Here is a 7,296-nt window from a genome sequence, read left to right as displayed (position 1 = left end):
TCGCCTTACGGTGGAGCTGTGCGTAGATGTGATCAAGAGACAGGCGAGGGCCTGGTCCGCACCGGCATCGCCCGCCGGCTCGGCGACTGGCTGCTCGCCCGCGCCCGCGGCAGCGCCACCCGCCTGCTGGTGCTGCTGATGCTGATCGTCGGCCTCACCGGCTCGGTGATGAGCTCCACCGGCGTGGTGGCGATCTTCATCCCCGTGGTGCTGCGCATCTGCACCCGCCTCGGCATCCCGCCCGGCCAGCTCATGATGCCGCTCAGCGTCGCCGCCCTGATCAGCGGCATGATGACCCTGGTCGCCACCGCCCCCAACCTCGTGGTCCAGGCGGAACTGACACGGCAGGGCCTGCCCGGCTTCGGCTTCTTCGGCTTCACCCCCTTCGGCCTGCCCATCCTCCTGCTCGGCATCGGCTACATGCTGCTGGCCCGCCGCCGGCTCTCCGCCGGCCCGGCCGAGGACGGCACCACCCCTGGTGCGCGCACCACCCTGCGCCAGCTCGTCGAGGACTACCGCCTCCAGGACCGCGCCCACCGCCTGCGCCTGCGCGCCGGCTCCCTGCTGGCGGGCCAGCGGCTCGACAAGCTGGCCCTGCGCGCACGGCACAGGCTCAACGTCATGGCGGTGGAACGCCCGGCCCGCTTCGGCACCGAAATCTTCAGCCCCAACGCCGAGACCGTGCTGCGCGCGGATGACGAGCTGCTGGTGGAACTGCCCGCCACCCCGCAGGATCTGGCGGAAATCGCCCGGCGCCTGGGCCTCCAGCCCCTGCCGATCGAACACTCCGACCTCGCCCATCGCCCCCACGCCGTCGGCATCGCCGAGATGATCGTCACCCCCGGTGCCGAGCTCACCGGCAAGTCGGTGCTGGAGGCGAAGCTACGCTCCCGCCTCGGTCTGACCGTCGCGGGGATGCGGCGCGGCAACGCCCCGGTGGCCGAGGACATGCTGGAAAAACCCCTCCAGGCCGGCGACTCCCTGCTGGTGGTCGGCCCCTGGACGGATATCCGCCGCTCCCAGCGCGGCCGCCGCGACCTGCTCCTGCTGAACCAGCCGGAGGACCTGGAGGAACTCACCCCCGCCGCCACCCGCGCCCCCTACGCCCTGCTCAGCCTCGCCGTCATGGTGGCGCTGATGGTCAGCGGCCTGGTCCCGAACGTCCAGGCGGCCTTCATCGCCGGCCTGCTGATGCTGGGCTTCCGCTGCCTGGACATGGACAGCGCCTACCGTGCCATCCACTGGCCCAGCCTGGTCCTCATCGTCGGCATGCTGCCCTTCTCGCTCGCCCTCCAGCGCACCGGCGGCGTCACGCTGGCCGCCGACGCGCTGATCGCCACGGTCGGCGAGGCCGGCCCCCACGCCCTGCTGGCCAGCCTCTTCGCCCTGACCGCCGTCACCGGCCTCTTCATCTCCAACACCGCCACGGCGGTGCTCATGACCCCCGTCGCCATCGCCACCGCACAGGAAACCGGCCTTTCCCCCTATCCCTTCGCCATGATCGTGGCCCTGGCCTCCTCCGCCGCCTTCATGACCCCCGTCTCCTCTCCGGTGAACACCCTGGTCATGGGCCCGGGCCGCTACCGCTTCGGCGACTTCCTCCGCATCGGCCTGCCCCTCGCCGTGCTGGTGATGGCGGTCAGCGTGGCGCTGGTGCCGCTCGTCCTGCCGTTGCGCTGAGGCGGTCCGGCGTCGCCCCGTCCCGGGGGAAGGCCCTACCTTCCCCCGGCCCCCATCCGCCAGGACTCTTCGAGCCCTGGACCCGGGGAGTTGGCGCTTGCTGCCGGCGGGGTCGCGCCGGGGCGCATGACGTCGCAATGGCTGCAAGCGACCCAATCCGGACCTTGCTCCTAAGGCTCGGTATTCCAGCCATAAGGTGACACCCCGGCCGCCTCGCCGTATCATGAGGTCATGCCCGCGCAACACTCCCTCCACGTAGCCTTGACCCGGTCTCTCGTGACCTACGTTGCCGAACAGGTCACGTCGGGACACTACGCCACGGCCAGCGAGGTCATCCGCGCCGGGTTGCGTCTGCTGATCGAACGTGACGCGGCCAAGCAGCCTCAGGGCACCGCCTCAGAGAAGTCCGTCGATGCCTGATAACGAGATGGCGGAGAGCCAGTCCCCGTCGGACCCGCGTGGCAGCTCCCAGCAGGGTGATGAGATCGTAGCCCTGCTACGACATCAAACGGCGCTCGCCCGCTTCGGCGAGCTCTCGCTGAAGTCGGAGAGCCTTGACGAGATCCTCCACGAGGCCTGCCGCTTGGTGGGCGAGGCGCTCGGTACCGATCTGGCCAAGGTGCTGGAGTTGCAGGAAGACGGCCGGACCCTGCTGGTCAAGGCAGGCGTCGGCTGGAAACCGGGGATCGTCGGCCACACCCGGATCGAGGCGGAGGAAAGCTCCTCCGAAGGACACGCGCTGCAGACAAACGAGCCCGTCATCTCGACCGACGTCCGGCACGAACGGCGATTCAGCATACCCGGCTTTCTGCTCGACAATGGCGTACAGGCCTTGGTCAACGTCGTCATCATCGGCGGTCGGGAGCGGCGGCCTTACGGCGTACTACAGGTGGACAGCCGCGAATCGCGGTCGTTCACCAACGACGACATCTCGTTCCTACGTACCTACGCCAACCTGCTGGCGGCGTCGGTGGACCGGCTGCGGGTGCTGGAGGAGACCCGGCGCAACGACGCCTTCTCGCGCGGCATCCTGGCCGCGAGTCCTGACTGTGTGAAGGTGCTGGACACCGACGGCACGCTGCAGTTCATGAACGAGCAGGGCCTCTGGCTGAACGAGATCGTCGATCTCTCTCAGATCCTGGGCCGGAACTTCGTCGATCTCTGGCCTGCCGAGGAGGCCTCGAAACTCCGTGACGCGATCAGGGGAGCCATTGCGGGTCAGGTCACCCGGATTAACGCCTTCTGCCCGACCGCTCTGGGCAAGCCGCGCTGGTGGGAGGTGAGCTTCGCGCCGATGTTGCAGGGGGACGGGACGCCGATGCGCCTCGTGGGCGTGTCTCGCGACATCACGACGCGCCATCTCGCCGAGGTGGCGGCGGAGGAGGCGCGTTCCCGGCTGCGGGTGGAGCGCGAACTGCTGGACACACTGATCCGGCAGGCGCCGATCGGCATCTCGATCGCGGAAGCCACGACCGGCGGCGCCCTGGTGCTCAACGACCGGGCGCGCGAGATGATCGGCCACGGCGCGCTCGGCGACGATATCAACCGCTATCGCGACTACGGCGCCGTGCACGCGGATGGCACCCCCTATGCCATCGAGGACTACCCGACCGTGCGCGCCCTGCGCCACGGCGAGGTCGTGCGCGACGAGGAGATGATCTATCGCCGGGGCGGTGCCGGCACCGAGGATGGCAGCACGCGGCGGTTGGAGGTGAGCAGCACGCCCATCCGCGATGAGATGGGGGCGATTGCGGCCGCCATCACCATCCTGCAGGATATCGAGGACAAGCGTCAGGCCGAGGAAGGGCTGCGAAGGGCAAACGACCAGCTTGAGGTCACGGTGGCCGAGCGCACGGTCGAGCGGGACAAAGTCTGGAATCTCAGTCCCGACCTCTTCGTGGTTGTCGGTTCTGACGGCCAGTACCGCAACGTCAATCCGGCCTGGACCGCAGCGCTCGACTACGCACGGGACGAACTGGTCGGACTGCGCTTCGACCAGCTCAGTCATCCGGACGATGTCGACGTGGTCCGGGCAGCTTTCGATCGATTGCTTGCCGGCGGAGCCGTCAGCGACCTGGATGCCCGGACGCGGCACCGGGACGGCTCCTACCGCAGCTACAACTGGACCTGCACGCCCGCGGACGGAGAGGTCTACGCCGTCGGTCGCAACGTGACCGAGCGCAAGCAGCTGGAAGAGCAGCTGCGGCAGAGCCAGAAGATGGAGGCGGTGGGCCAGCTCACAGGTGGGCTGGCCCACGACTTCAACAACCTGCTCACCGGCATCATCGGCAGCCTGGAGCTGTTGCAGACCCGCGTGGCCCAGGGTCGTCTCGGCACCGTCGACCGCTACGTCGCGGCAGCCAGGAGTGCCGCGGATCGCGCCGCCGCGCTGACGCACCGGCTGCTCGCCTTCTCCCGGCGGCAGACCCTGGCCCCCAAGCCGACCGACGTACGCCTTCTGATGTCCGGCATGGAGGAGCTGATCCGGCGCACGGTCGGTCCGGCCATCGCGGTCGATGTGGTCGGCGCGGTGGGGCTCTGGTCCGCGCTGGTCGACCCGAACCAGCTCGAGAATGCGCTGCTGAACCTCTGCATCAACGCGCGCGATGCCATGCCGGACGGCGGCAAGCTGACGGTCGAGGCGGATAACAAGGTGATAGACGCGCGCATGGCGCGTGACCTCGATATGCCAGCTGCGGAGTACCTGGCACTCTGCGTCACAGATAACGGCACGGGCATGTCACCCGAGGTGATCGCCAAGGCTTTCGATCCGTTCTTCACCACCAAGCCGATCGGTGAGGGGACCGGTCTCGGCCTGTCGATGATCTACGGCTTCGTGCGGCAGTCCGGCGGACAGGTCCGCATCACCTCGGAGGTTGGGCAGGGTACGACGGTGTGCCTCTACCTGCCGCGTCACCTGGGCGAGGCGGGCCGCGTCGAAGCGCAACCTGAGCTGACCGACGTGCCGCGGGCAGAGCGGGGCGAGACGGTGCTGGTCGTCGACGACGAGCCCACGGTCCGGATGCTGGTCACGGAGGTGCTGGAGGAGCTGGGCTACATGGCCCTGGAAGCGGCGGACGGCACGGCGGGGCTGCACATTCTGCAGTCGGACGCACGAATCGACCTGCTGGTGACTGACGTGGGCCTGCCCGGGGGCATGAACGGGCGGCAGATGGCGGATGCCGGCCGGGCGGTGCGGCCGGATCTGAAGGTGCTTTTCATCACCGGCTATGCCGAGAACGCGGTGCTCAGCCATGGCCATCTGGCGACGGGCATGCACGTGCTGATCAAGCCGTTCGCGATGGAGGTTTTGGCCAGTCGCATCAGAGAACTGATCGCCGTTTCCTGATCAACGCCACGAGATAGGAAACGTCTGCTTTCCACCCTTCCCGGCCGACCCTTCACCTCATGGACTGACCCTCGATCACCCCCACAAATAGGAAAATTTGCCTATTTCCACTCCCCCATGCTATCCCCCCCATGCGCGCCAGCTCCTTCCCCACCCCCCATCCCTTTCACCCGATGACCGAGGCGGAATGGCGCGCCCTCGCCCCCTACCTCCCCACCAACCCTACCGGCACTGGCCGCCCCGCCGACCACCGCCACCGCCTCGACGCCATCTTCCACGTTGCCCTCACCCATTCCCCCTGGTCCGCCTTGCCGGAACGCTTCGGCAATCCCGGCACGGTCGCCCGCCATTTCCGCCGCCTCACCCATGCCGGGTTGTGGCAGCGCCTGCTCACCGCCCTCGCCACCACCCCGCCCGGCCACCCTCTCCACGCCCTGGCCCATCGCATCTGCCGCGCCGCCCGCCGCGCCCACCGCATCCTGGGCCTCGGCCTCATCCTGCTCGCCCGCCGCCTGGACCTGCGCGCGGCCCTGCCCGGCCCGCCCTGGCTGCTGCTCGATCCGGATTTGTCCCAAACCCTCGCTCGCGCGAAGCTTCCGCCGTTTACAGGCGCTTACGGCACCGTCACCCCGTATCGCCGCCTCGTGCGGGGCCTCGCCGCCCTGCACCGCGCCGCCGCCGGCCGCGCCCGCATCCCGCGCTCGCTGCGCCTGGGCTGGGCATGACCCCGCCATGCCCCACCGCCGAATCCACCCCTTATCTCCCCGGCCCCGGTCGCAGTTTCGGGCCACCGCGCCTACATTGTCCCCCGATACGCCAGCACGCCCTGCCCAGGACCGGGCCGGGCCCCGAACGAGTGGAAGACCGACCGAACCCATGAGCGATGCCGTGCGCCTGACGCGCCTCCCCAACGGCCTGACCGTCGTTTCCGACACCATGCCCCGCGTGGAGACCGCCTCGATCGGCGCCTATGTCCATGCCGGCACCCGGGACGAACGCGCCGAGGAGAACGGCGTCTCCCACTTCCTGGAGCACATGGCCTTCAAGGGCACCGAGAAGCGCGACGCCGCCGCCATCGCGCGGGAGATCGAGGATGTCGGCGGCCACCTCAACGCCTACACGGCGCGGGAGAACACCGCCTACTACGCCAAGGTGCTGAAGGACGACCTGCCGCTCGCCGCCGACATCCTGGGCGACATCCTCACCCATTCCTCCTTCGCGCCGGAGGAGGTGGAGCGCGAGCGCGGCGTGATCCTGCAGGAGATCGGGCAGGCCAACGACACGCCCGACGACATCGTCTTCGACCACTTCCAGGCCACCGCCTATGGCGATCAGGCCATGGGCCGCCCCACCCTGGGCCCGGCCGCCATCATCGAGAAGATGCCGCGCGACGCGCTGCGCAACTACATGCGCCGGCACTACGGCCCCTCCCGCATGGTGGTCGCCGCCGCCGGGGCGCTGGAGCACGAGGCGCTGGTGGAGATGGTCGGCCGCCACTTCGCCGACCTGCCGGTGGCCGAGACGCACGAGGCCGAGCCCGCCCGTTATACCGGCGGCGAGTTCCGCGAGGAGCGGGAGCTGGATCAGGTCCATGTCGTGCTGGGCTTCCCCGGCCCGGGCTATGGCGACCCGATGCACTACCCGACCATGCTGATGTCCGGCCTGCTGGGCGGCGGCATGTCCTCCCGCCTGTTCCAGGAGATCCGCGAGAAGCGCGGCCTCGTCTATTCCATCTACTCCTTCCACTCCCCCTTCCGGGACAGCGGCATGTTCGCGATCTATGCCGGCACGGGGGAGGACCAGGCCGCCGAGCTCGTCCCCGTGACGCTGGAGGAACTGCGCCGCGTCCAGCACGACGTGACCGAGGAGGAGCTGAACCGCGCCAAGGCCCAGCTCCGCGCCTCCCTGCTGATGTCCCTGGAATCCACCGGCAGCCGCTGCGAGCAGCTCGCCCGCCAGCTCCAGGTCCATGGCCGCATCATTCCGGTCGAGGAAACCAAGGCGAAGATCGCCGCCGTGACGGTGGAACAGGTCCAGGCGGCCGCCGCCCGCGCCTTCCGCGGCACCCCCACCCTCGCGGCCCTCGGCCCCATGGGCAAGGTGCCCTCGCTGGCCACCATCGCCGAGAAGCTGGCGGCGTGAGCGCCACCGGGATGGCGGGCCGGATGGAGGGCCACGCGGAACGCCACCTGGCGCGGCTGGGCGACCTCGTCGCCGCCGCCCGGGCGGCCGGGGCGGATTCGGCCGATGCGGTGCTGATCCGCGGC

At 69.5% G+C, this 7,296-nt stretch carries 5 protein-coding genes; all 5 read left to right on the top strand.

Features of this window, described 5'->3' with window-relative positions; genetic code table 11:
- Positions 1-1,680 (top strand): SLC13 family permease (locus ROTAS13_RS16035; protein WP_075822830.1); only part of this gene is annotated, 1,680 nt, incomplete at its 5' end.
- A gap of 231 nt (positions 1,681-1,911) precedes the next feature.
- Positions 1,912-2,100 carry a type II toxin-antitoxin system ParD family antitoxin gene (locus ROTAS13_RS16030; protein ID WP_075822829.1) on the top strand — a complete coding sequence of 63 codons (189 nt, stop codon included), beginning with the start codon at positions 1,912-1,914 and terminating at the stop codon, positions 2,098-2,100.
- Entirely contained in the window at positions 2,093-5,029 is a 2,937-nt protein-coding gene (locus ROTAS13_RS16025; RefSeq protein WP_083755569.1) for a PAS domain-containing protein, read from the top strand. Before ROTAS13_RS16030 ends, ROTAS13_RS16025 begins: the two co-directional genes overlap by 8 nt.
- Positions 5,030-5,160: 131 nt before the next feature.
- On the top strand, positions 5,161-5,754 hold the full coding sequence (locus ROTAS13_RS16020; protein ID WP_075822827.1) for an IS5/IS1182 family transposase: 594 nt from the start codon (positions 5,161-5,163) through the stop codon (positions 5,752-5,754).
- 151 nt (positions 5,755-5,905) lie between these two features.
- A complete protein-coding gene (locus tag ROTAS13_RS16015) occupies positions 5,906-7,171 on the top strand; it encodes a pitrilysin family protein (protein WP_075822826.1) in 1,266 nt (421 codons plus the stop codon).
- Positions 7,172-7,296: the final 125 nt, after the last annotated feature.

Origin of the sequence: Roseomonas sp. TAS13 (assembly GCF_001950415.1) — a bacterium.
Taxonomy (GTDB): domain Bacteria; phylum Pseudomonadota; class Alphaproteobacteria; order Acetobacterales; family Acetobacteraceae; genus Roseomonas; species Roseomonas mucosa.
Note: the sequence above shows the minus strand (reverse complement) of the source record. Positions and strands in the feature narration are given on the sequence as shown.

What these genes read in the sequence shown, in the direction of transcription:
- ROTAS13_RS16030 (WP_075822829.1), top strand. Translation starts at nt 1,912, where the DNA reads ATGCCCGCGCAACACTCCCTCCACGTAGCCTTGACCCGGTCTCTCGTG.
- ROTAS13_RS16025 (WP_083755569.1), top strand. Translation starts at nt 2,093, where the DNA reads ATGCCTGATAACGAGATGGCGGAGAGCCAGTCCCCGTCGGACCCGCGT.
- ROTAS13_RS16020 (WP_075822827.1), top strand. Translation starts at nt 5,161, where the DNA reads ATGCGCGCCAGCTCCTTCCCCACCCCCCATCCCTTTCACCCGATGACC.
- ROTAS13_RS16015 (WP_075822826.1), top strand. Translation starts at nt 5,906, where the DNA reads ATGAGCGATGCCGTGCGCCTGACGCGCCTCCCCAACGGCCTGACCGTC.